Raw genomic sequence first — 23492 nt, 5'->3', positions numbered from 1 at the left:
CGGAGCGTTCCCATGTCTGAGCCCTCGCCTGAGCAAGAAACCGAGCGACCGACCTCGCTGGGTATCTACGACAAGCCATCCCGGCCCTCTGTGACCGAGATTGAGATTGTTGCGATTGTGCTCAGCCTGATTTGGCTGGTCGTGTCGGTGGTGTTTCTTGTTTTGCCAGACAAGACTCAGGGCGGCGGTTTCGTGGTGACGCTGCTGGCGGTATTCATGCCAGTGGCAATGATCTGGGTAGCCGCTACAGCCATGCGCGCCAGCAGAATCATGCGCGAGGAAAGCGCCCGTCTGCAAACTGCGATTGATGCGATCCGTCAGGCCTATGTGGCTCAGCAGCAGCGCACTGCGATCACGAGCGAGCCAGCTGTCAGCAAGAAACTGGACGAGATTGCTGAAACCGCCAAAAAGACAGAAAGCGCATTGGCAACTTTCTCGTCAAAGCGTACCGAACCTGCCCGCGCGGCCGCCCCCAGTGGAACTGGCGATCAAACGTCTCTGGAACTGGGGACACAGGCCGAGGACATCACGCCTCCGCTCAGCACAGACGTCTTTATTCGCGCATTGAACTTCCCCGAAACGCAGGACGACACCGAAGGCTTCAATGCCCTGCGTCTTGCGCTAAAGGATCGCAAGACCGCTCAGTTAGTTCAGGCCTCTCAGGATGTTCTGACCTTACTCAGCCAGGAAGGCATCTATATGGATGACCTGCGCCCCGACATGGCCCGGCCTGAGGTCTGGCGGCAGTTCGCACAGGGCGCCAGAGGTCGTTCCGTTGCGGCCTTGGGTGGCATTCGGGATCGTTCGTCGCTGGCACTGACCGCAGCGCGCATGAAACAGGATCCGATCTTTCGCGATGCTGCGCACCATTTCCTGCGCCGCTTTGACCATATGATCGTCGCGTTTGAACCCGAAGCCAGCGATGCAGATCTGACCGCGCTTGGTGATACCAGAACCGCACGAGCCTTTATGCTGCTTGGGCGCGTGGCTGGTACCTTCGATTAAAGACCAAAACTGCCGTAGGGGATGAACCGGACTTTGTCGCCCGGTTTGATATGACGTGCCCCATCTTCGATCTCGACCAGCCCTTCGGCCCAGCTAAGCCCACTGATCCGCCCCGATCCTTCAGATGCAAACACCTCTGCGTGCCCATCGCGAACACGAGCGCGCAGGTATTCGCGGCGGCCTGGCTTCTTACGTTTTTCAAACGCGGCGGGCAGATCAAAGCCTTGCGGTTCCTGCCAGCCCTCACCGGCCATCAAACCCAAAGCCGGACGGGCAAAGATCAGTGTGCAGACCATGGCTGCAACTGGATTACCCGGCAGACCAAACACCGGTGTGCCGTCCCACATACCCAACGCCAGAGGGCGCCCGGGCTTTAGCGCAATGCGCCATTCCTGCATCGCCCCTGCCTCTTGCAGCAGGGCCGAAACGTGATCCTCATCCCCGGCTGAGGCTCCACCGCTGGTCAGGACTACATCCGCTTGCTGAGCCGCAAGGTCCAGGCGGTCCCGAAGGGTTTCGCGATCATCCTCGACCCGCCCCATATCAACTGGCTGAAACCCCATGCGCTGCAACAGAGACAGTAACATCGGGCGGTTGGCGTCGTAAATTTGACCGGGGCCAGCGACCTCTCCGGGTTCGACTAACTCATCCCCCGTGGACAAAACTGCCACGCGCAGCGTCTTGCGCACAGGCAACTCAGCGATACCCGTCGCGGACAACAAGGCCAAATCGGCTGGTGTAAGCCTGCGTCCGGCAGCTAGGGCCAAATCACCCTCTGTCACATCTTCACCCGCGCGACGCGTGTTCGCGCCATGTTTCAGGGGACCATGAAAAGCAATATGGCCTTCCTGAACAGTAACGTCCTCTTCCAAAATCACGGTGTCCACACCAGCAGGCAGGGCCGCTCCTGTCAGAACCCTAAGAGCATGACCCTCTGGAACCGTCCCTTCAAATGGAATGCCTGCTGCGGCACGCCCCTGATGCAATGCCATTACCTGGGCGCCCTCCGACACGGCGCCAGCGAAACCGTAGCCATCTACGGCCGTATTCGGCTGCGGCGGGTTTGAACGGTTCGCCCGAACGTCCTCAGCCAGAATACGACCGGTAGCCTGTGTCAAAGGAACTGTCTCAGACGCAGCGACCACCGTCAGACGCGTACGCAGCAACGCCAGCGCATCATCCACCGGCGTCCAATTCACCCCTGCGGGTAAGGCAAAACAATCATTGCGCAAGGGCGGTGGAGCGATGTTAGGCTTGGTCATAATCCGACCTCCTGCAGGATGAAGTCTGCGATTGCGCTGGTGTCATCCAGATCAAAAACGGGGCAATCCACTGTCAAAACCGAGTCGCTTGCGACGGCGCGGATGGTCGAATTCTCGGGAGCCATCAACGGATTGTTCGCCTCAGCCCGAAACGCTTCGACCTTTGGGTGGGCTTCACGTTTAAAGCCCTCGATCAATACCAAATCCACCGGCGACAGCCGCTCCAGCAACTCGGCCAAAGAAGGCTCGGGAGCCCCCCTTAATTCCTGCATGACCGCAATGCGCCGCCCCGAGGCCAACAGGACTTCGGATGCGCCTGCGATGCGATGGCGGTAACTGTCGGTACCCGGCTGATCTACATCGACGTTGTGGTGCGCATGCTTGACCGTCGAGACCGAAAACCCTCGCCCGGTGATCTCCGCTACCAACCGCTCCATCAACCCAGTTTTGCCCGCGTTTTTCCAACCGGTGACGCCGTAGACCCTCATGCCTGCTCCAGCAGTTTTTCCGCCCGCGCCAGATCGTCGGGCGTGTTGACGTTGAAAAAGGGATCGAACGGCTCCGCCGGGAACAGCGCTTCGCGACCGTCATGTTTGTCGGTCCAAAGAACAACCTTACGCAAACCGTCGTCCAGAGCGGCCCTCAGGTCGTCGCGCAACGCAACGGGCCATAGGCCAAAGGTCGGATGCCGGTTGACGCGCTTACCCCCACCAGACTTCAACGCCTCATCGCCGGTTCGCGGCGTGGTGGCCAGCACCAGCGGATGGGTTTGTCCCTTTGCAGCGTCGGTCAGGCGCGCCACCAGATCACGCGGGAAGAACGGCGTGTCGGCAGCGGCTGTGACAATGCTGTCAGCGCCTTGCTCTGCCGCCCAATCCAACCCCACCAGTACACCCGCCAAAGGACCTGCGAACCCTTCGATCGTGTCGGGTAAAATGGGCAGGTTCAGGTCAGCGAACCGTTCGGGATCACCGTTGGCGTTCAGCGCCAAACCCGCCACCTGCGGCGCAAGGCGGTCAATGACATGAGACATCAGGCTCTGCCCACCGATCTGCAGCAGCCCCTTGTCGCCGCCGCCCATTCGGGTGGCCAGGCCGCCTGCGAGGATTACGCCGAGCGGTTGGGTCATTTCATTTCCTCGACGTTAGGCCATTTTCGATATTTCTCGAACGGAAGAATTAAGGTGATAGCAATACCGGCCACCACTACAGAAAACCAATAGATCGGAGGAGTGGAGGTGACCCCGCCCAACCAATTACCGATCTTCGCAGCCCCAATAAAATAGACCAAAAACGACCCTGGAACCCCGATCATCCAGAAATAGAGCCGAAAACTACGCGCCGATTTTCGAACAGATACGTCCATCTCATCGGACGCAGGCAGGCCGTGGATCGCCACCCGTTGAAGGTCGTGCATCTGATCGCGCAGGCTTGGAGCACTGAGCTTCCACTCCGGTCCCAGAAACGGAAGGCTCTTCCATAAATTAATGTAGGGACCAGCTTTCCATCCAAGCTGGTCCAGCGTGTCTCGGTCTATCGCTGCGATCCTGTTAACGACGGCTTTCTTGCTGCGCTCATAGTGGAGGGCAACTTTTACCATGATCCACCCGGCGAGTAACAACATTAGAGCCGGCATGATATACAGTGTAGTACTCATCCCGCGCTCTTCCGCCGATGTTTCTTGTCCTCGACCGCCACGCTGGCCGGGTCCACGTCGCGGAGCAGGCGGTCCTCACCGGACAGGCATACAAACCGTTGCCCGCGCATGCGGCCGATCAAGGTCAAGCCGACCTCGCGCGCGATCTCGACGCCCCACGCGGTGAAGCCCGAACGAGATGCCAGAACCGGAATGCCCATCATCGCGGTCTTGATCACCATCTCGGATGTCAGCCGGCCAGTGGTGTAAAGAATTTTATCATCGGCTAGCTCGCCCTCGGACAACATCCAACCAGCGATCTTATCGACTGCGTTATGGCGACCCACGTCCTCCATGTAGACCAACGGGCGGTTTTCACGACACAGGACTGTGCCGTGGATGGCCCCGGCCTCAAGATATAGTGACGGGGTACGATTTATCTTGGCGGCCAGCTCATAAAGCCACGATGTACGCACCTGAACTTGGGGTAGACGAACATCCTCAAGCCCCTCCATCATATCACCGAATACAGTGCCCACGGCGCAACCACTGGTGCGAGTCTTTTTCTTGAGCTTGTCCTCGTATGACGTCTCTCGCGCAGTGCGAACCACAACGGTTTCCAGATCGTCGTCGTAATCGACGCGGGTTATCTCGTCATCGGCCAACAGCATTCCCTGATTTCGCAGGAAGCCCAGCGCCAGATACTCTGGATAATCTCCAATGGTCATCGCCGTCACAATTTCCTGCGAGTTGAGGAAAATCGTCAGGGGTCGCTCTTCGACGACTGAGATCTGGCTGATCTCACCGTTCTGATCTACACCCTCAACAGCGCGGGTCAGGCGCGCCGCACCGGGATCGGGGGCGATGATGTAGTCGGTGACGTCCAATTCCGTGGCCAATTGCAACCCTTTCCCAAGACCGCTACTGCTGCGGCTGACACCATAGGATTTAGCCATGGCAGACACCACATCCAAGTCATACTATTGGAAGGGTTTTCGCGACGGGACCCCATTCATCTTTGTCGCAATCCCTTTTGGAACCCTGTTTGGGGTGTTCGCGACCGAGGCCGGGCTGAACATCGTCCAGACCATGGCCTTCACTTCAACGGTGTTTGCGGGGGCTGCCCAGTTCGCTGCGTTGCAATTGTTGCAGGATCAGACCCCTACGGCGATTATTCTAATATCCGCCTTGGCAGTGAACCTTCGGATGGCGATGTACTCTGCCTCTCTGACGCCTTATCTGGGCGCGGCTCCGATGTGGCAAAGGGCGTGCGCTGCCTATCTGACGGTTGATCAGTCTTACGCGAGTTCGATCGTTCAGTTCGAAAAAGAGCCGAAGATGACCGTGCCCCAGCGCATGGCGTATTTTGTGGGTTCGGTCACACCAATCACGCCGCTTTGGATACTGGCAACCTATCTCGGGGCAGTTCTGGGCACGCGAATTCCGGAAAGCTGGGCGTTGGATTTCGCCTTGCCCATCACGTTTCTCGCCATGATCGGACCCATGATGCGCACCTTCCCTCATGTTGTGGCTGCGCTTGTGGCAATTGTCGTTTCGCTGCTGACTGTGGCGATTCCGTACAATCTGGGCCTGCTGATTGCGGGGTGTGCAGGCATGATCGCAGGAGCTCAAGCCGAGGTGATTGGTGAACGTAGAAAGGCCAACGCATGACCCAGCCGGATCCCGTCACCATCTGGACGATCATCATCGGGCTTGCCATTGGCAGTTACGCCCTGCGGTTTGTCTTCATCGGATTGGTCGGGGATCGCCCGATGCCACCGTGGCTGCTACGTCATTTGCGCTATACCGCAGTCGCGATTATTCCCGCCCTGATCGCACCCTTGGTCGCATGGCCAACGGCGACCGGCGGCCAGCCGGATATTCCGCGGATGGCAGCGGCGGCTGTTGCCCTGACTGTTGGCTTGTTCACCAAAAATGTAATTGCTGCGATCTTTTCCGGCGCAGGTACGCTGTACAGTCTTCTTTATCTACTGGGTTGACGTTGATTCCAGTTGGTTCAAACGCTCGTTGTTGAACGCTAACCCCTTTTGCAGATCCGCATCGTCGTTTTCACGATATTCAGCCGTCTGTACGCCCGGCAACTGGCCGAACTGTTCGGACAGATTGACCGGGTAGAACGTGGTCTGAATCTGCTCAAACCCCGGCACCTGCTGCAACAATTGCGCAGTCGAATTGGCGCAGAACGCTCCCGGCACAGGCCCCATCTGTTTGGCCAGTTGCAGAGCAATCTCAGCCTGCTGAGGAGAAACCTCGACGGTTTGAATGCGCGCGTAATGCGTCTCGCGCGCGTGACTGCTGCGATAAGCGCGCTCTACGGCCGGCGTTATTCCGTACAGAACGTCGTCCTTGATCGGCACAACATCGGCCCGGAACGAACCCGCCGGGTCAAAGATCACCCGTTCGCTGCCACCGATCATCAATGATGTATGAGCACCCGAACCTGTCCGAGTGCTGATCATGGTGTAAAGGGTCAATGTAGACGGCCCCGGGTCACTATAAGACCGAGCCACAATTTCCGACTGATCCGCCTGAGGTCGTTGCGATCCGGTGCAGCCCGCAACGATTGCTGCCAAAAGGCAAGCAAACAAAATCCTGATCACAAATTGACCCCGTTTATGGATTAAGAGGCGAAGACCGCCAGAAACAGGCAGAGGAATGCGATCGCAACCACACACCACGTGGTGGCCTTGATGAAACCGTTGAAGGTTTTGGTTTGGACTGTGATGTCCATCTCACCGTGCTTGTATTCAGCCATGACTTTCAGATTCCTGGTTCGCGTGTTTCAGATCTGGATAATCGAAAATATCAGGCCTGTCACCACGTCATTCCAGCGCAGGTGATTGAGTCTGGAAGACAGAACAACCGGGATAGCCGAACCCCCACCGCCAAGGCAGGCCGGAACACGGGCCACCACCAAGGCGAACCGCTGCATACATGGCCTCAGCAGTGACAGAATGGGCCGTACGAATCTGGTCCGGCGTCATCTCATAACGTTTGGCATATTCTTCGGCATGAGCCTCTCCATGCTCGGTCACGCAGGCGCGCAGAGTTTCATCCGCACTCAGGCGCGCGTCATAGCTTCCCTCGGCCTGCGTGGCCCCGCCTGCATTATGGTAGGCCCGATCATGTGTGACACAGCAGTATTCCCACGGTGGGTGCTCTTCGTAGAGCGCCCGGAACTTTGGGAACGTATCGGCCACAAAACGCCAACTGGTAGACAACCCGCCCGAGCACCCATCCGTTTCGAATGGAATGAGTTCGGCGTCTCCTCTCTGCGCAAACAAAGCCCGATGAGAGGGCATTTCGATGCTGCGTATGAGGTCCTGCGCTGTTGCGGGGGCAGCGATCAAGGCGAGGACAACGCCCAGATCACGGACTCTCATCGCGCATCGCCTCTGTATCGAAGGACATACCAAACGCAGTCGCCAGCCACAGTAGCAACCGCTCTGCCGGGCCCATTTCAGCGCGCACCCGTAACACCTCATTTGCCATCGCCGGACGATCGGTGATCAGCCCATCTACACCCATCGACGCCATTGCAGACATTTGCAGCGGGTCGTTCACTGTCCAGACGTAGATATCTTTGCCCGCCTCATGCACAGAGCGCACCAGCCCCGGTGTAGCCATAGCGGCGTTTACAGCTACGAAATCCCCCTCAAGCCCCGACAAATCACCCACGGCCGTCGCGGCAAGAACGCCCGCCCTCCAATCAGGACGTAGTTTCTTCATCTTTTGCACCGCCGGATATTTAAGAGACATAGTCGCTATGTCGTCCTGCATTCCCATCTCTTCGACAAGCTCAGCAACGCGGTTTTCAAGATCGACGTCGTGGCCATAATATTTCAGTTCGATAATGACCTTGGACTTGCCTTTCGCGGCCTCCAGCACCTCGCGCAGGGTCGGAGTGCGTTCGTCGGCATATTCAGGGTCGAACCAACTGCCGATATCGATTTCGGCAATGTCCTCCATCGTGGCATCCCAAACCTTGAGATTCACGCCAGCCAGCTTCATGAAATCGCTGTCATGGGCAACGATGACTACGTCATCTGCGGACTCTTGTACGTCGATTTCAACCCAGTCCGCACCATCCTCAATTGCTTTCAGCACAGAGGCCATTGTGTTTTCCGGCCGCAAGGCTGCCGCGCCTCGGTGGCCAATGACCTCGGCCCGATCTGGGGCCTGAACGCGCTCTAACAAGTGTTGCCCGAACCACAACCCGATCAGGACTGCAGCCGCCGCCGCACCCAGAACGGCAATCATCGGGATGCGCAGATTCCCAGGTTCGGGATGCGGTGGCTCTTTGGTTTTGATCTCAAAGAACCCGTCCAGCAGCACTGCCAGCGCACCCAGCGCAGTTGCCGCCAACACCAGACCCGCCAAAGACCAAAGACCTGCCACCGACAAGCTATAGATTAGTGCCAATCGCAGATTGCTGGCCCCTTGCAGCGGTACGATGGCAAAGAGCAACCCCGCGACCCAAGCGATCAAACCCGCGATGATCAGGCGCAAGATCACCCAAATCGCCAATTCGATCTTGAGGCGCCCGCGTTTGCCCTCCATCCGGGTCGCACTGATGTTGAATGCATGCGCGGGATGAACCCCTTCGAACAAAACCAGATGCAAGCTCAGCGCCCAGGCTGACAACCGCCGGATCAGCACCCAAGCCATGACCACGACAACAGCCCCAATCAGCACAACTGCAATCCAGAAAGAGGGCGGATGGAACGTCAGATAGTAGTTGATGTCGTATTCAGTCAGCGTCCACCAAGCGATCAGAGCTGAAACGGCTGCAAAGGGCAGAACCAACAGCAGAACACGCAGGACAAACCGCACGGCAAATCCAAACAGAGATGGCAAGCGCGAAAGGATCAGCCCTACGGCCGAACTACCGGCGCGCCACGGGTCGGTTTCGCCCATCCTCAACGACCCTGCCATAACCGAGAAAACAAACACCTCAGCCAGCAAAAACAGGCTAAGCACAGCGACGGCCGCGACAAAGCCCATGGGCGAAAGGATAAACGCGGCGATCGCCTGATCTGTCAGTGCGGTCTGGTTGGACAAAGACACCGCAAGATTCACAGTGATTGCCACGCCCGGCGCGATCAAAGCGACCAGCAACAGACGCACAGCGATGTAAATCGGCACAAAGACGCGCCGACGCGCCCATGCGCCCTTGTAGGCGTTTGTAACGGCTGAGAAATCGGACACGCGGCACCCCCCTGAATGGTGCACTCATTCAAGGCTGCGCAGACGTGAATTGCAAGTCAGGCGATCAGCTTTCTTCCAGATCCGCGGCCAGTCGGAACCCAATACGGTTTGCGGGTTTATCCTCGACCGATTTTGGCAACGCGCGCAGCATAACGTTCAACTGGCTGACATGCTGCACAAGTTGGGTCCGCGCCCCGGTCGCGTCCGAGCCGTAGAAGGTGATGATATCGGGATCGAAATAACCCATACCTTCGATCCGCATGACACCTGCATCGCCACCGGTAAAGCCCATTGCGACCTCTTGATCGCCATCCAGGGTTTGTTCAAAATTCTGGATATACATGATCAGCCGCTCATACGCCCATTGGGCCGGACTCTTTGTTTCCACGGGTTTCTTCAGTTGACCAGGCAGGTCTTTCGCACCCGATTTCGCGTTTGGGTTGGAATGCACTTCGTAGCATCGAGGCAGGGCCGCTGCTTCTGCCGCTTCGGCCGATGTTTCGATCTGGTCCTGCATGGATTTACCCTTTGCGCTGAAACTCCCAAGCCCCGTCCGCGCGCCGCGTTCGGGTTACAGAACCAATGTGGTAGAGATGGTTCAGATGTGCAACCGCCTCGACCAGCGCCAGCCCATACTCTCCCTCGCCAATTTGACGTTTGAACAAAGGGGTAAAACACTCTGCCGCAGTTTGCGGGGTGTCCAAATAGTCCTGCAACCGATCCAGCGCGCCATGGTGATTGTCGATCAACTGACGCATGCGCAATGGCAAGCCAGTAAAGGGCAATTTATGACCGCCCAGCGCAAGGTGATCCGGTCGCGCCAGTGCCTGAAGACGCTCACAGGCCTCTAGCCATTCCGCTACCGGATCAGCCATCGGTTCTGTCACGTAAACGCCTAGGTTAGGGCTGATTGAACTGAGAATCTGGTCCCCGGTGATCACCAGATTGTCATCCCGGCTCCAAAAGGTGGCATGTTCGGGCGCGTGACCGTTGCCCATATGGACGTCCCAGTCGCGTCCCCCCATGCGGATCACACTTCCCTGTTTGATGCGGGTAAAGCCCAGGGGCATCGGGTAGACTGTGTCGCAGAAATTGAACGGGCGCTCGGTCATGCGCTTGGCCAATACATCCGGATGCATACCTGCGCTGCGGTAATAATCCAGCGTTTCCTGCGGCCAGTTTTCCTGCACATCCAGTTGTAGCATCCGCGAAAACAGCCAAGCGGTGCGCGATGCCACCAACTCAGCGCCGTGTTCAGACTGGAACCACCCGGCATTTCCAACGTGATCAGGATGGTGATGGGTCACAACGACGCGTGTCACGGGTTTGCCGGCAAGTGGACCTGCCAGCAGTTCGGCCCAAATTCGGCGTGTCTTGTTCGAGGACATCCCCGTGTCGATCACCGTCCATCCGTCGCCATCGTCCAGCGCATAGATGTTAACGTGATCCAACGCCATGGGCAGCGGCAGGCGCATCCACAGTACACCTTCGGCAATCTCAACCGCCTGACCTGATGCCGGAGGCTCGGGCCAAGGGTATCGGATTGCCAAAGGAGTATCCCCGTCCATTACGCCACCAATTCCTCGACGCTTAATGCGTAGAGATCATCGGCACCGTTCTGTGCCTGTGCCAACAGACCAGCGTATTCCGGCAACAGCGCGTTGATGTAGAAACGTGCCAGCTTGAAACGCGGTCCATCAGGCTCGGCCAAGGCAGCCTTCAGGTGGTAGTGCGCACCCAACACACGTGCAAATGCCTGCAAATATGGGACCGCACCGGCAAAACGGGCGTTCATGTCAGACTGCGCAACGATCCATTCCGTCGCTTCACGCAAGCTTTCGGTGGCTTCCCAAACAGGCCCGGCCAAATCAGGCATTGTGGCCCGCGCCTCTTCCGCATGATCTTCGATCTCGTCCAGCAGGCGTGAGGCGGCATCGCCACCATCCATCATCTTACGGGCCACAAGGTCCATAGCCTGAATGCCATTGGTTCCTTCGTAAATCGCAGTGACACGGACATCGCGGTAGAATTGCGCCGCGCCCGTCTCTTCGATGAAACCCATGCCGCCATGCACCTGAACACCCGTCTCGGACACGCGCATCCCGGTTTCGGTTCCGAAAGCTTTGCAGATCGGGGTCAAAAGCGCGGCACGTGCGCTCCATTCTTGGTCGCCAGTCGCATTGCCCATATCGATAGCGGCAGCATTGGCCAACATGATTGCCCGTGCGGCAAATGTATCAGCACGCATGCTCATCAGCATGCGACGCACGTCTGCGTGGTCGATGATCGTTCCTGAAGGTGTCTTGCCCTGCTTGCGGTCCAACGCATAAGCAAGCGCGTGCTGATAGGCGCCTTCGGCAGCACCTACACCCTGACCACCAACACCCAGACGCGCATTGTTCATCATAGTGAACATTGCGGCCATCCCGCCATGTTCCTTGCCCACGAGCCAGCCTTTTGCACCGTCATACTGCATCACGCAGGTCGGTGACCCGTGCAGGCCCATCTTATGTTCAACCGAAACCACCTTGAGATCATTCGCTACACCGGGGTTTCCATTTTCGTCGGGCAGATACTTGGGTACTAGAAACAGCGAAATCCCTTTGGTCCCCGGCACACCGTCAGGCAGACGCGCCAGCACCAGATGGCAGACATTCTCAGTAAAGTCGTTGTCACCCCACGAGATAAAGATCTTTTGCCCCGTTACCGAATAGGTGCCATCGCCATTAGCCTCTGCTTTCGAAGACAACGCCCCCACATCCGACCCGGCCTGCGCCTCGGTCAGGTTCATGGTTCCGGCCCATTCGCCGGACATCATCTTAGGCAGGTACAGTGATTTCAGTTCGTCGCTGGCATGATGTTCCAACGCTTCGATCTGACCCTGTGTCATAAGCGGCGCCAATTGCAGCGACAGGCAGGCGGCAGACATCATTTCATTGACTGCTGTGGTCAACGCCATCGGCAGGCCCATACCGCCATATTCAGGATCACCGCTCATCCCGATCCAGCCGCCTTCGGCAATCGCCTTCCAACCGTCGGCATAACCGGGCGAGGTCCGCAGCACGCCGTTTTCCAACCGTGCAGGTTCCAGATCGCCGGGACGTTGCAGAGGGGCCATCACCTCTTCGCACATTTTGCCAGCTTCGGTCAGAATCGCACCAACGACATCTTCGCTGGCTTCCGAAAATTTCTCGGTTGCGGCTATCTGGTCGAACCCGACTACATGGCGGAACAGCAGTTCATAGTCGGAAATGGGCGCGCGGTATGGCATGAGTTCCCTCGGGGCTATCTGTTCAGTTTTTCGCGGGTGGGGTTGGAAATTGCAATGCCCACCTTTATGCATTCTTGATTAATTCAAATACCTAGCCAGCCAGATGGTACAGGCAATCAAAACGCGGCGTCACCAGATATGATCCCTAACGGCACATTGAACTTGTCCGCCGATCCGGGCGGAATTGCACAAGCTGCGGACTTGCTGAGGCAAGGCCTGCTGGTCGCTTTTGCCACCGAAACGGTTTACGGGCTAGGCGGCGATGCCCGCAACGGCGAGGCCGTAGCCAGCATCTATGCAGCCAAAGGGCGGCCCAGCTTCAACCCATTGATCGCGCATGTTGCATCCGTCGAAGCCGCACAGCGCTTTGTTGAATGGTCCGGGCGGGCAGAGGCTTTGGCGACTGCCTTCTGGCCCGGCCCGCTAACCATGGTTCTACCGCTGCGGGACGGGCATGGGATATCACCATTGGTCACCGCAGGACTGGATACCTTGGCGGTGCGAGTGCCCGCTCATGGAACGGCCCGGGCGTTACTCGCGGCGTTTGACGGGCCGGTCGCGGCCCCTTCGGCCAACCCTTCGGGCCAGATCAGTCCGACAATTGCCGAACACGTACGGGCAGGATTAAACGGGCGTATCGCTGCCATTCTGGATGACGGTCCCTGCGGTGTAGGTCTGGAATCCACTATCGTTGGCCTGGCCGGAGAGCCATCCTTGCTGCGTCCCGGCGGAGTGGCGTTGGAACAGATCGAAAAGGTTCTGAGCGCCGAGCTTCATGTTCATCAGGCCGGGGACTTGTTGACCGCACCTGGCCAGTTGCAATCTCACTATGCTCCGGACGCGCCAGTGCGGCTGAATGCAGAAAGCACTCAGGGAGACGAAGTTTTACTAGGGTTCGGAGCTGTTTCTTGTGACCAGAACCTTTCAGAGAATGGGAACCTGACCGAAGCAGCCGCGAATCTTTTCTCGGCCCTGCATGCGTTGAATGCTACTGGTCGCCCGATTGCTGTATCACCGATTCCGGATCATGGACTTGGGGCTGCAATCAATGATCGCCTGCGCCGGGCTGCAGCACCACGTGACAGCTAACTATGCGCGCCCTGCGCTGGCCGACAGCGTCAACGGGTCGACCCCGAGTGTCGCCAGCGCGGCCTCCCACTTTTCATCATCAGGCACGTCGAAGACCAGTTTCGAGGTCGCCTCGGTGGTCAGCCAGCCATTCATGGCAATCTCATCCTCAAGCTGGCTCGGCCCCCAGCCGGAATAGCCAAGCGTCAGAGTGGAATTCAGTGGCCCGCGCCCCGAGGCCAGATCCTCGAGTATGTCCAACGTTGCCGTCATGCTGAAATCATCCGATATTTTCATCGAATGAAGGTTGGCGTCGTAGTCAGAACTGTGCAGGACAAATCCGCGTGACATTTCGACTGGACCGCCAAAGTGAACCAGCCTCTCTCCCACAACCGGGATTCGACAGGCAATGTTCAACTGGCTCAGCAACGTTTTGATCCGCAAATCCGAAGGTTTGTTGATGATCAGCCCCATCGCTCCATCGTCGCCGTGGCTGCACATGTAAACCACGGAATGATCAAAGCGCGGATCTCCCATGCCAGGCATCGCAATCAACAGTTTTCCGGTTAGGTCCATCGGTAATAATCTCTTGCAAAGCTCTTCTCAACAATGGCCCCGAGGCATGAGGATTGGCAAGGGATCAGCGCATTTTTCCGAAGATTTCATTGCATTGACCGGAACGTGACTTGGAATCACGGCCCAGACCACGCATTTATGAGGTATGAAGCGCTATCTTACATCCACCGCGATCGCATTGACCGCGAGCCTCTTTTTGACTGCCCCAACCCAAGCTCAGGGTTTGAACGGTGTTGTGCAACTGGATGTTCTGGATGGCGGGCGCACCGCGAACGGCACCTATCTCGGGGCTTTGCGGCTCACGCTGAAAGACGGCTGGAAGACATATTGGCGCGCACCGGGCGATGCGGGTATTCCTCCGCAGTTTGACTGGAAAGGCTCGGACAATGTGGGTGAAGTTTCGATTACTTGGCCCGCGCCCGAGGTTTTTGTGCAAAACGGCCTTCAATCCATAGGCTATGCAGACCAGCTGGTCTTGCCGGTGGAGATCACTCCGCGAAACCCAGCCAAGCCGGTAAGGTTGCGGGGAGATATGGATTTGGGTGTCTGCAAGGATGTCTGCATCCCGGAACGGTTGGATTTCGACCATACTCTGGACGCCAACGCCGCGCGCAACCCAGCTATCGCTGCTGCCTTGGCCCAGCGCCCCTATTCAGCCAAAGAAGCGCGCGTGACCTCTGCCAGCTGCCATTTGTCCCCCACTTCGGACGGCATGCAGATAGAAGCGCGCGTAACAATGCCCTCAGCCGGCGGGCGAGAAGTTGCGGTGATTGAACCCGGAAACCCGGCGCTCTGGGCTTCTCAACCCGAAACGACGCGGCACGGAGATACTCTGATTGCAACATCAGAGGTGATAAACGCCTCGGGTGGCCCTTTCGCGCTGGATCGGTCGGAAATCCGGATCACTGTGCTGGGCGCCAATCATTCGGTCGACATCAGAGGGTGCAGCGCGGGCTGACCTCATGACCCAAACACCAAAAATCGGAGCCTTGGCGGTTGTTGTGCATGAAGACCGCGTTTTGCTGGTTCAACGCAGCAAGCAACCCGACGCGGGGCTTTGGGGATTCCCCGGCGGCCATGTGGAATGGGGAGAGACAGTTTTGCAGGCCGCTCAGAGGGAACTCTGCGAAGAGACGTCTGTTTTGGCTGAGCCAAAGCATTACCTCGACAATCTGGATCTTCTTCGACACGACCCCGCGGGTGCGGTCCTCTCGCATTACCTGCTTGTGGGGGTTGCCTGCCACTATCAATCAGGTTCACCGACCGCGGGGGATGATGCGCTGGACGCGCAATGGTTCCCTATTGAGCAGATCCGCCAAGGCAATCTTGAGATGAGCGATCGGGTAATCGACCTACTGGAGACAGCTCTACGCAAAGTCTAAGTCGCTGACCCTTTGAGGCGCACATAGAGCAGGCTGGAAACCGTGATGCTCAACGCAAGGATAACCGCTGCGCCCACGACAAAAGCACCAAGGCCCATTTGCAGCGCTGCAACCCCGCCCTCACCAGCATAAAGACCAGACAACACAGCCACCGGTGTACCGGAAACTGCCGGCCAAACCATCGTCAGACCAAACCAAAATGCAAGCACCAACCCGGTGCCAATCAGCGCGCCTTGTACCACTCGGTCAGGTGCGCGAAGCGCCCGGCGCATTGCGGTCATAGGGCGGGAAAGGTCGTTCAGAATTGCCAACAGCGCCGGCACCAAAAGCAATACCAGCAACATCCCAAAGGCCAGTCCGTAGACCAGAGTAATCACTGTTGGCTTCAAAAACTGCGCCTGCTGCGACCCCTCGTAAAGCAAAGGTGTCAGCCCCAGCACCGTTGTCAGCGTCGTCAGCATCACGGGCCGCAACCTGTCAGCCGCCCCCTCAACAATCGAAGGAACCAAGCCGCGATCTTGCTGATAACTGTCTATCGTCGTCACCAGAACGATCGAGTCATTGATGATGATCCCCGTCATCCCTAGCAGCCCCACCACGGTGAACATACTCAGCGGAACATCCCAGATGTAATGCCCCCAAATAGCACCCACCAATCCGAATGGAATAATCGCCATCACTACCAACGGGCGTGACCAGCTGGCAAAGACCCAAGCCAAAACGAGGTAAATTCCCGTCAGGCACAGAATCAAACCGGTTCGCGCCTCTGAAAGGAATTCGTCTTCCTGTTCGCTCAAACCGGCCATTTGCCATTCGACCTGCTTTTCCGCAGCGATATTGGGCAGTATGTCCTCGCCGAGCGCCCGGGCTATTTCCGCCGCGCGGACCGGATCATCCTCAGAGATGTCTCCGATGACTGAAATTACCCGCAGACCGTTTTCTCGGCGCACCGTAGAAAACCCGGCCTTTCGTTCGACCGAGACTATGTCAGCCAAAGGCACGTAGACCCCATCAGGCGTTCGCATCAGAGTGCGCTCGAGAAAGTCGGCCGTCAGCTCACCGTCAGGCAGCTCAACACGGATTTCTGCGCTACGCGGACCGTCCGGGAAAGTCGCAGCTTCGATACCGTTCAACCGGTCCCGCAGCACACGCCCCAGCGTTTCGATCCTGAAGCCCAAAGCCTGCCCCTGCGCCGTCAGGTCGAGAATGTACTCTTCCTTGTCATAGGTAAGATTGTCTTCCAGCGCCGAAACCTCGGGGTATTTCGACAGTTCTGCCTGCAAGTCCTCGGACGCGGCCTTGAGCGTGTTCACATCGGCGCCGTAGAATTGCACATCAATCGCATCACCACCGGGCCCCGAACGCCAGCCGCGGAAACTGATCAATTCGACCTTGGGATGGCGCGGCACGAATTCCTGTAGTTCACCTACAAACTCAAAACTTGAATACGGGCGCAGGTCTGCGTCAATGAGTTCGATCGAAATGCCGCCCAACAGGTCAGTATCTTTACCCTCGGCGGCTGACAGCCCATAGCCAGCGCTGCCGCCAATCTCGGCCAGAACATAATCAATCGGGTTACGCCCGTGACGTTCCTCATAGATCTGACCCAGCTCCTCAGTGGCCCTTTGCAACTCGTGCATCATCGCCAGAGTGTCAGCGCGCGTGGCGCCTTCGACCATAATAAAGTTACCAGTGACCGAACCGCGTTCCGGCGCATTGAAGAATCGCCAGTTCACGTCGCCTTTGATAAACAGCGCGATTTGGCTGGCCAGGATGACGACCATCACGGCAACAACCACATAACGCACCCAGACTACCCAAGCGATCAACGGTCGGAATAGGTGGTCGCGGACCCAGCGGAATCCACGGTTCACGACACGGTTGGGCAAGTCATACCAGTGTTCCTTGGCCGAGTGCGTAATGGCGTGGGCCATATGATTGGGCAGGATCAGGAAGCACTCGATCAGCGACGCGATCAGCACCGCGATCACGGTAAACGGAATATCGCGGATCAATTCCCCGAACCGACCTCCGATAGCAGTCAGACCGAAAAACGCGATAACAGTCGTCAGAGTGGCCGCAAATACCGGCATTGCCATTCGCCGCGCTGCGCGCTCGGCTGCCACCATCGGAGCCTCACCCAAACGACGAGCACGGAAGTCGGCGTGCTCACCCACTACAATCGCATCGTCCACTACGATGCCCAATGTGATGATCAACCCGAACAGTGACACCATGTTGATGGACAACCCGCCGATATACATAAATGCAATCGCAGCAGACATGGCCACCGGGATACCCGCAGCGACCCAGAACGCAATGCGGGCGTTCAGGAATAGAAACAGCAGGCAAACCACAAGGCCCAGCCCGACAAGGCCATTGTCCACCAGAATGTCCAAACGGTCAGTGATTGCCTGTGCGCGGGTTCGGATAAGTTCAACTGTGACGCCTTGAGGCAGGCTGGCCTGCATTTCTTTGACCACGTCCTCAACGGTACGCTGTATCGCAATTGCGTCGCCCAGATTTGAACGATCGACGCGTACCGACATGGCTGGATTCTCATCCACATAATAGCTGCGGTTGCGTGTTACCCCTTCGACTCGAATTTGGGCCACGTCACTTACAAACAGCTTAGATCCGTCGGGGAAATTGCGCAGCGCTATGCCTTCGATCTCTTCGGGCGTGCGCTTTTCTGTGCCTGTACGGATGCGAGCGTTGGCGCCCGTTACATCACCAGCCGGATTTGCAGTCACTTCCGCCGCAATCGCGGATGCGATCTCGGACAAGGTGATGTCATTTGCAATCAACTGGGCCGTTGGCACCTCGACTACAACACGCGGAGCTGCCAACCCCCTGATGGTGGTTCGGGTTACACCGACAGCAAACAGGCGATTAATCAGTTCGTCCGTGAATTTGGCCAGCTGTTCGGTGGCCACCGGACCCGTAACCACCACATCTGTGACCCGGTCTCGCCATGCACCGCGCTTGATTGTTGGTTCCTCAGCGTCCTCGGGCAGATCGGTTACGCCATCGACGGCGGTTCTAACCTCTTCAACTGCGCGAGACATGTCCCAGTTGGGTTCGAACTCTAATCGTATGCTCGCTCTGCCTTCACGAGAGGTCGACGTCGTACTGGCGACCCCTTCAACGGCCAGAAGGACAGGTTCCAGCAGTTGGACAACACCGTTATCGACGTCCTCCGGGCCCGCGCCATCCCACTCAACGTCGACATCGACACGCTCCAGAATTACATCCGGAAAAAACTGTGCGCGCATGTTTGGGATGGCCGCTGCACCCAGAACCAGCATGACCAGCAAGAGCAGGTTCGCCACAGTCCGATGCCGAGTGAAATAGCTTAAGATGCCGCCCGCCGCTCCGGGGATGTCGCGCATCATGGCGCCTAGCCCCCTGCCCGGTTCTCGATGCTCCGCACTAGCGACGCGGGAACTTTGGCCTCACCCAATTGTCCCAGCAACTGAGCTTTGGCATCGTCACTCATCCGGTCGCTGGCTTCGACCTGCGCTACAAGCTGAGCGCGCTGCTCATCCGACAGTTCAACCATGTTCGGTTCAACCCCAGCACTGGCTTCGATGCGCAGAGGGCGCACGCGGACGCCCGCCCCAAGCAGAGGCGTCCGGCCAATGACAACTTCGCGCCCCACCAGCCCTTCGCCGCGAAGCAAGACCTCATCACCTTGTCGACGGATCAACTGCACGGGCAGCGCCTCGAGCCGGTCATCCGGGCCCAGAACCAGGACTGTTCCGATTGCGTCAAGCACCGACGATGGCAAGCGCACCACATTGTCCAACGCTTGCTCTTGCACCGTGACCGTAACGAAATCGCCGGGTTTGAAGCCGGGCGCATCGTCCAGCCGCGCATAGATCAGCCGTCCAGTCTGACCTTCGCCTGCCGAACCGCTGTCACGGCTTATGCGGCCCGTTGCTGTCAGGTCGGTTCCCGTCACCTCAAGCGATACGGTCACGGGTGCATTGATCAGATCGCCGCCAGCGTCCAGCAAGCGCACAAATTGCGCGGTCGAAACACGGAAAGCCACTTCAAGCGCAGTCGGGTCGACAAGTTCGGCGAGCTTTTCGTTGGCCGAAACCAGCCGTCCTTCGACCAGTGTCACATCAGTAAGGGTGCCACCAAAGCGGGCGCGAACAGTCATGTCGTCCAGATCACGCTCGGCCGCTTCAAGCGCGATACGCGCACGGGCCAGCAAGGTGGTCGCCTGATCGACACGCGATTCTGCTTGTGCCAAAGCAATACGGCGAGCCAAAACTGCTTGTTGCGCAGACGCTTCGGCCAATTCGGCCTCTTCAACGGCCGCTGGTGTACCAACACCTCGGCTTTGCAGATCTTTTTGACGCTGAAGGGCGCGACCTCTTAACCCGGCCTGCGCTTCGGCAGAATTCAACTCATCCTGCGCCAACAGCAATGAACGTTCCGCGTCACGCTCTTCGAACTGAGCATCAAGCAAGTCCGATTTGGCGCGATCCAGCGCCGATTGCGCGTCTGCCGGGTCTAGTTCGACCAAAACCTCGCCAGCAGTTACCGTGCCGCCGTCTTCGAAATCATCAGCCAGCGAAACCACTCGACCGCCCAGCGCAGCACGCAATTCAAGCCTGCGACGGCTCTGAACCTCACCAAAGGCTTCCAGATAAGGCGTAACAGTCTCTAACTCGGCCGGTCTGACGCTGACAGCGAAAATCCTTTCACGCGCTTCCGGCGGAGTCTCATCGCGGTTCAACACATCCTGCACTGCACCCGCAATCATCTGAAAAGCAACAAACAACAAAGCTAGCGTCAAAGACGCCAGAAAGACACCGACAAGGCTTTGCCGTAGAAATCGCATTATCACTCACCCGGGTTGCATCAGGCTGCCTAATTCAAAATGTAGCCGGGCGCGAAAAAATGCCAAGCCACAAAGCGTTTATGAACTGTTGAACGTACGACCAGTCTACTTCCGTCGCAGATGTTCGTCCAATCGGGGCATAATTTCTACAAAGTTGCAGGGACGGTGGCGATAATCGAACTGTTTTTCCAGAATCCCATCCCACGCGTCCTTGCAAGCACCAGGGCTGCCGGGAAGCGCAAATAGATAGGTACCTTGCGCCACTCCGCCCGTGGCGCGGGATTGAACAGCCGAGGTTCCAATCTTATCCATCGAGATGATGGTAAATACAGTACCGAACGCCTCGATTTCTTTCTCATAGACGTCCCGATGCGCCTCCACCGTAACATCGCGGCCTGTAAGGCCCGTGCCACCTGTCGAGATTACAACGTCAATCTCAGGGTCCCCGGCCCACAAACGCAACTGCGCCGCGATTTCGGTGCGTTCGTCCCGAATAATCTTGCGGTCGGCTACGAAGTGGCCCGCGCGCTCGATCCTGTCGACCAGCGTTTGACCGGACCGGTCTTCCTCAATCGATCGTGTATCCGAGACTGTCAGTACAGCGATCCGAACAGGAATGAATTCCATGCTTTCGTCAATGCGCGACATGTGGCGTCAGGCCCTTTCCATGATGGCAAGCCGGATGGCAAGAGCGGTAAATATCCCCCCTGTCATCCAACCCATAATACGTGAGGCACGCGGGTTCGAGATCAGAACCTTCCCCGCTCCGCCAGCAAAGATGCCTACCAGCCCGTTCACTATGAAACCGCCCAGCGCGATGATGAGGCCAAAGATCAGGAATTGCGGCAGGATCGGGCCCGTGGCCGGGTTTACAAATTGCGGGATGAAGGCCAGCACAAACAGGATGACCTTGGGGTTGGTCAGGTTGACCACCATCCCATCACGAAACGCGTGGCTTGTGGGTTTCGCAGGCGCATCGGCAGACACCGCGCCATTTCGTATTGCACCCCATGCCAGATACAGCAGGTAGGCCACGCCCATCCAGCGAATTACATCGAACAGCCACGGCAGGCTGTTCACCGCAGCGCCAAGGCCAAGACCAGCCAGAAGAACGTGCACCATTAGCGCCAGCGAGATACCCGCACTGGCAATCAGCGCCGGTCGGGCACCTGATCGCAGACCTTGGCCAAAGCAGAACATCATGTCGGCGCCGGGGGTGAAATTCAGCGCCAGAGCTGCCGGGATGAACGCCAGCAGAGTAACCATTTCTATCATGGAGTGACCTCGAACCAGTTTACCTTGGGGCCCAGATTAGCAATCTGGGTGCGTCCGATAGTACCGCGATAGCCCCAGCTATCATGGATGTGACCGCAAAGTGCGTATTGCGGCTGCAGGCGTTCAACAGCGTCACGCACGGCCACCGAACCGACCGCATCGCCCTGAGATGTCGTATCGCCGTACCCTTTGGGCGGCGAATGCGCGATCAGAATATCCGCCCCATCACAACGATCCAGTAGCTCTGAAGCCTCGGCGTCGGTCAGGTCGCAGGACCAGTCACCAAAAGGCGTAACCGGCACACCATAGCCCAAACCGAACAGGCGCAGCCCGTCCAGTGTCATTCCGGTTCCATGCAGCACATGGCCGCCTTCGGGCGACGCTTCCGCGAGTTCCTGAGCACTTTCCGCGTTACCTGGCACCATAACGAAAGGCGCGGATATTCCAGACAACATGGCCATGGCCTCTTCCAGACCCTGCCTCATGTTGCAGAAATCCCCAGCTCCGATAACAAGATCGGCCTCGGCACTGGCGGCCACGACATCGGCCGCCCGGTTACGAGCCATATGCAGGTCAGAAAAAGCCAGAATACGCATCACTTGCCCTCCAGCCGGGCCCTCAGCTCCAGTAAGTCCGCCCAGGCCTGTCGCTTCATTTGAGGTTGGCGCAGCAGGTAGGCAGGGTGAAACATCGGAATGACCGGCAAATCCAGTGCCTGGTCCCAATGTCCCCGCAACCGTGTAATACCGCGCTTGCCCAGCAAAGCCTGACAACTGATGTTGCCCATGATCACCAGAACCTCTGGTTTGGCCAACGCTACATGGCGTTCTAGGAATGGCGTCATCATCCCGATCTCTTCGGGTTTCGGATCCCGGTTCTGCGGGGGTCGCCACGGCAGGACGTTAGTAATGTAGACGTTTTTTCCACGGTCCAGATCAATCGCCGCCAGCATACGATCCAGCAATTGCCCAGCACGACCTACGAAAGGTTTACCTTCGCGATCTTCCTCGCGGCCCGGAGCCTCGCCGATGATCATCACCCGCGCACCCGGAACGCCGTCGGCAAAGACCAACTGCCGCGCTCCGCGTTTGAGCTCGCAGTGATCGAACGCCTCCATCGTGTTTCGCAATTGGTCCAGCGACCCGACGCCTTGTGCCGCAGTTTTGGCTATTGCGACCGGATCTATCTTTTGGGGCTTTTCGGGCGCAGCCTGAACAGCCGCAGGTTTCTTGGGCTTGGTAGTAGTATCAGGCAGCGCATAGCGATCAACTGGCGCGTCGCCAATTGCGTCTGTTGCGCCCAGCTCGATCTGCCACTCCAGCAGAGCTCGCGCGGTATGATAGTCCAAAGCCGATTCCATACCCCTCAATCTAACCAGCTTTTGACTGAGGGAAAGCGAATAGGCCTTGATTGGCCAGCCTGTCGCGCCGACCATTGGGGTATTCATGCTTGTTCTGTTGCGATTCTTTTGTATTTCCCTGCTGCTGACCACGCTCAGCGGCCCAGCTCTTGCGCAATTGTTCGACCGCAACGGTCCGTTCGACCGCAGGGGCCAGTGTCTGGGCGGACAGTTTCAATGCGGCGCCCGATGCTGCTCGGGCGGACAAAGATGCAGCTTTGACGGCTACTGCATCCCCTTGGGCGGAACCTATTGCGGCGGCGGACGCACTTGTGGACCGTTTGAGCGTTGTGTAGCCGGCGGAACACGCTGTGCGCCAGCGGGGGCCAATAAATGCGCGTCACGCATGGACTGCCCTGGTGGAAATGTTTGCAATGCTCGCGGTGAATGCGAGCCGAGCACGCCGGAATTTAACCCGAACGAAGCAATCAAAGGGCTTCCGACCCTGTGTGACGACGGCTCATCCTGCTCCACGGGCTCATCCTGTCTGCCGGGTGGTGGATGTTCACGCCCCGGCTGGTTCTTATGTGAAGAG

At 57.9% G+C, this 23492-nt stretch carries 26 protein-coding genes; 7 read left to right on the top strand and 19 right to left on the bottom strand.

Features of this window, described 5'->3' with window-relative positions:
• Positions 1-12: 12 nt before the first annotated feature.
• Positions 13-1005 (top strand): hypothetical protein, encoded by a 993-nt coding sequence (locus ACR0EO_RS17370; RefSeq protein ID WP_480691909.1) that lies wholly within the window; start codon positions 13-15, stop codon positions 1003-1005.
• On the opposite strand, the gene ACR0EO_RS17365 is transcribed toward ACR0EO_RS17370, so the two are convergent.
• From ACR0EO_RS17365 to ACR0EO_RS17345, 5 genes are read right to left on the bottom strand one after another with little or no spacing between them, the layout of a single operon-like run.
• On the bottom strand, positions 1002-2267 hold the full coding sequence (locus ACR0EO_RS17365; RefSeq protein WP_480691908.1) for a molybdopterin-binding protein: 1266 nt from the start codon (positions 2265-2267) through the stop codon (positions 1002-1004). The two genes, ACR0EO_RS17370 and ACR0EO_RS17365, sit on opposite strands and share 4 nt — an antisense overlap.
• A complete protein-coding gene (mobB, locus tag ACR0EO_RS17360; RefSeq protein WP_480691906.1) occupies positions 2264-2755 on the bottom strand; it encodes a molybdopterin-guanine dinucleotide biosynthesis protein B in 492 nt (163 codons plus the stop codon). Before mobB ends, ACR0EO_RS17365 begins: the two co-directional genes overlap by 4 nt.
• Positions 2752-3396, bottom strand: a complete 645-nt coding sequence (gene mobA / locus ACR0EO_RS17355) for a molybdenum cofactor guanylyltransferase MobA (protein WP_480691904.1) — start codon at positions 3394-3396, stop codon at positions 2752-2754. Before mobA ends, mobB begins: the two co-directional genes overlap by 4 nt.
• On the bottom strand, positions 3393-3923 hold the full coding sequence (locus tag ACR0EO_RS17350) for a hypothetical protein (RefSeq protein WP_480691902.1): 531 nt from the start codon (positions 3921-3923) through the stop codon (positions 3393-3395). The genes mobA and ACR0EO_RS17350 overlap by 4 nt, the downstream gene beginning before the upstream one ends.
• Positions 3920-4858: a formate dehydrogenase accessory sulfurtransferase FdhD gene (locus ACR0EO_RS17345; RefSeq protein WP_480691901.1), complete on the bottom strand. Its 939-nt coding sequence runs from the start codon at positions 4856-4858 to the stop codon at positions 3920-3922. Before ACR0EO_RS17345 ends, ACR0EO_RS17350 begins: the two co-directional genes overlap by 4 nt.
• On the opposite strand from ACR0EO_RS17345, the gene ACR0EO_RS17340 reads away from it, so the two are divergent.
• Positions 4857-5573: an AzlC family ABC transporter permease gene (locus tag ACR0EO_RS17340; RefSeq protein WP_480691899.1), complete on the top strand. Its 717-nt coding sequence runs from the start codon at positions 4857-4859 to the stop codon at positions 5571-5573. The genes ACR0EO_RS17345 and ACR0EO_RS17340 overlap by 2 nt on opposite strands.
• Entirely contained in the window at positions 5570-5902 is a 333-nt protein-coding gene (locus tag ACR0EO_RS17335; RefSeq protein ID WP_480691897.1) for an AzlD domain-containing protein, read from the top strand. The genes ACR0EO_RS17340 and ACR0EO_RS17335 overlap by 4 nt, the downstream gene beginning before the upstream one ends.
• On the opposite strand, the gene ACR0EO_RS17330 is transcribed toward ACR0EO_RS17335, so the two are convergent.
• From ACR0EO_RS17330 to ACR0EO_RS17300, 7 genes are all read right to left on the bottom strand, one after another.
• A complete protein-coding gene (locus ACR0EO_RS17330; RefSeq protein WP_480691895.1) occupies positions 5891-6523 on the bottom strand; it encodes a hypothetical protein in 633 nt (210 codons plus the stop codon). The two genes, ACR0EO_RS17335 and ACR0EO_RS17330, sit on opposite strands and share 12 nt — an antisense overlap.
• 20 nt (positions 6524-6543) lie before the next feature.
• Positions 6544-6678: an aa3-type cytochrome c oxidase subunit IV gene (locus tag ACR0EO_RS17325; RefSeq protein ID WP_117870443.1), complete on the bottom strand. Its 135-nt coding sequence runs from the start codon at positions 6676-6678 to the stop codon at positions 6544-6546.
• Positions 6679-6745: 67 nt separating this feature from the next.
• Positions 6746-7306 (bottom strand): hypothetical protein, encoded by a 561-nt coding sequence (locus ACR0EO_RS17320; RefSeq protein WP_480691893.1) that lies wholly within the window; start codon positions 7304-7306, stop codon positions 6746-6748.
• A complete protein-coding gene (locus tag ACR0EO_RS17315; protein ID WP_480691891.1) occupies positions 7293-9131 on the bottom strand; it encodes a glycerophosphodiester phosphodiesterase in 1839 nt (612 codons plus the stop codon). The genes ACR0EO_RS17320 and ACR0EO_RS17315 overlap by 14 nt, the downstream gene beginning before the upstream one ends.
• 64 nt (positions 9132-9195) lie before the next feature.
• The gene (locus ACR0EO_RS17310) at positions 9196-9648 is read right to left on the bottom strand and encodes a DUF6173 family protein (RefSeq protein ID WP_480691889.1); all 453 of its coding nucleotides are present in this window, start codon (positions 9646-9648) and stop codon (positions 9196-9198) included.
• Positions 9649-9652: 4 nt separating this feature from the next.
• A complete protein-coding gene (locus ACR0EO_RS17305) occupies positions 9653-10699 on the bottom strand; it encodes an MBL fold metallo-hydrolase (RefSeq protein WP_480691887.1) in 1047 nt (348 codons plus the stop codon).
• A complete protein-coding gene (locus ACR0EO_RS17300; RefSeq protein WP_480691885.1) occupies positions 10699-12402 on the bottom strand; it encodes an acyl-CoA dehydrogenase family protein in 1704 nt (567 codons plus the stop codon). The genes ACR0EO_RS17305 and ACR0EO_RS17300 overlap by 1 nt, the downstream gene beginning before the upstream one ends.
• Positions 12403-12540: 138 nt before the next feature.
• Between ACR0EO_RS17300 and ACR0EO_RS17295 the strand changes: the two genes are divergently transcribed.
• The gene (locus ACR0EO_RS17295; RefSeq protein WP_480691883.1) at positions 12541-13491 is read left to right on the top strand and encodes an L-threonylcarbamoyladenylate synthase; all 951 of its coding nucleotides are present in this window, start codon (positions 12541-12543) and stop codon (positions 13489-13491) included.
• Here the strand turns inward: ACR0EO_RS17295 and ACR0EO_RS17290 are convergent, their stop codons facing one another.
• Positions 13492-14046, bottom strand: a complete 555-nt coding sequence (locus ACR0EO_RS17290; RefSeq protein ID WP_480691881.1) for a YqgE/AlgH family protein — start codon at positions 14044-14046, stop codon at positions 13492-13494.
• A gap of 145 nt (positions 14047-14191) precedes the next feature.
• Here ACR0EO_RS17290 and ACR0EO_RS17285 point away from each other — a divergent pair, with 145 nt between their 5' ends.
• A complete protein-coding gene (locus ACR0EO_RS17285; RefSeq protein WP_480691879.1) occupies positions 14192-15004 on the top strand; it encodes a protein-disulfide reductase DsbD domain-containing protein in 813 nt (270 codons plus the stop codon).
• Between the two features lie 4 nt (positions 15005-15008).
• Complete coding sequence (locus ACR0EO_RS17280; protein WP_480691877.1) at positions 15009-15428, top strand: NUDIX hydrolase; 420 nt, start codon at positions 15009-15011, stop codon at positions 15426-15428.
• Here the strand turns inward: ACR0EO_RS17280 and ACR0EO_RS17275 are convergent.
• The 6 genes from ACR0EO_RS17275 to ACR0EO_RS17250 form a co-directional block, all read right to left on the bottom strand.
• A complete protein-coding gene (locus ACR0EO_RS17275) occupies positions 15425-18823 on the bottom strand; it encodes an efflux RND transporter permease subunit (protein WP_480691875.1) in 3399 nt (1132 codons plus the stop codon). The two genes, ACR0EO_RS17280 and ACR0EO_RS17275, sit on opposite strands and share 4 nt — an antisense overlap.
• A gap of 5 nt (positions 18824-18828) precedes the next feature.
• Positions 18829-20283 carry an efflux RND transporter periplasmic adaptor subunit gene (locus tag ACR0EO_RS17270; protein WP_480691873.1) on the bottom strand — a complete coding sequence of 485 codons (1455 nt, stop codon included), beginning with the start codon at positions 20281-20283 and terminating at the stop codon, positions 18829-18831.
• A 105-nt stretch (positions 20284-20388) separates the two neighbouring features.
• Positions 20389-20931, bottom strand: coding sequence for a molybdenum cofactor biosynthesis protein B (gene moaB / locus ACR0EO_RS17265; protein ID WP_480691872.1), 543 nt, complete (start codon positions 20929-20931; stop codon positions 20389-20391).
• Positions 20932-20937: 6 nt separating this feature from the next.
• Entirely contained in the window at positions 20938-21558 is a 621-nt protein-coding gene (locus tag ACR0EO_RS17260; RefSeq protein ID WP_480691870.1) for a LysE family translocator, read from the bottom strand.
• On the bottom strand, positions 21555-22154 hold the full coding sequence (locus ACR0EO_RS17255) for a metallophosphoesterase family protein (RefSeq protein WP_480691868.1): 600 nt from the start codon (positions 22152-22154) through the stop codon (positions 21555-21557). The genes ACR0EO_RS17260 and ACR0EO_RS17255 overlap by 4 nt, the downstream gene beginning before the upstream one ends.
• Positions 22154-22918 carry a uracil-DNA glycosylase gene (locus tag ACR0EO_RS17250; RefSeq protein ID WP_480692224.1) on the bottom strand — a complete coding sequence of 255 codons (765 nt, stop codon included), beginning with the start codon at positions 22916-22918 and terminating at the stop codon, positions 22154-22156. Before ACR0EO_RS17250 ends, ACR0EO_RS17255 begins: the two co-directional genes overlap by 1 nt.
• A gap of 149 nt (positions 22919-23067) precedes the next feature.
• Between ACR0EO_RS17250 and ACR0EO_RS17245 the strand changes: the two genes are divergently transcribed.
• Positions 23068-23253, top strand: coding sequence for a hypothetical protein (locus ACR0EO_RS17245; RefSeq protein WP_480691866.1), 186 nt, complete (start codon positions 23068-23070; stop codon positions 23251-23253).
• The last annotated feature ends 239 nt before the right edge of the window (positions 23254-23492 follow it).

The organism is Ruegeria sp. BE9 (genome assembly GCF_056538765.1).
This window is presented reverse-complemented; position numbering and strand designations above follow the sequence as displayed.